The 395-nt window shown below is 59.7% G+C and carries 1 protein-coding gene; it reads left to right on the forward strand.

Translation table 11 applies throughout. The annotated features are described in order from the left end of the window. The coding region (locus Q3A80_RS31980; RefSeq protein ID WP_446332764.1) for a transposase at positions 1-349 on the forward strand (349 nt) is incomplete at its 5' end. Positions 350-395: the final 46 nt, after the last annotated feature.

Below are 395 nucleotides of genomic sequence, written 5' to 3' on the forward strand. Positions count from 1 at the left end.
ACGGCAGGCGCTGCAAGACTTCGCCGACGGGCCTTGGGGCGCGAAGTACCCGACGATCGTGCAGTCGTGGCAACGCGCGTGGGAGCACGTCGTGCCGTTCTACGTGTTTCCGCCGGAGATTCGACGGGTCGTTTATACGACAAACGCCATCGAGAGTCTGAACATGCAACTGCGCAAGATCATCAAGACCCGTGGTCACTTCCCGAACGACGAGGCGGCCATCAAGCTGCTCTGGCTGGCGCTGCGCAATGTACTGGCCAAGACCGTGCGGTCCGCATTCGACTGGAAATCAGCGATGAACCAGTTTGCTATCCTGTTCGGCGAGCGATTTATGCAGGCGCGTGGGTAACACGTTGTTCAACCGCCTCGCCCACAAAAATGCGGACAGGTTCCGC

Source organism: Burkholderia sp. SR8 (genome assembly GCF_052851275.1).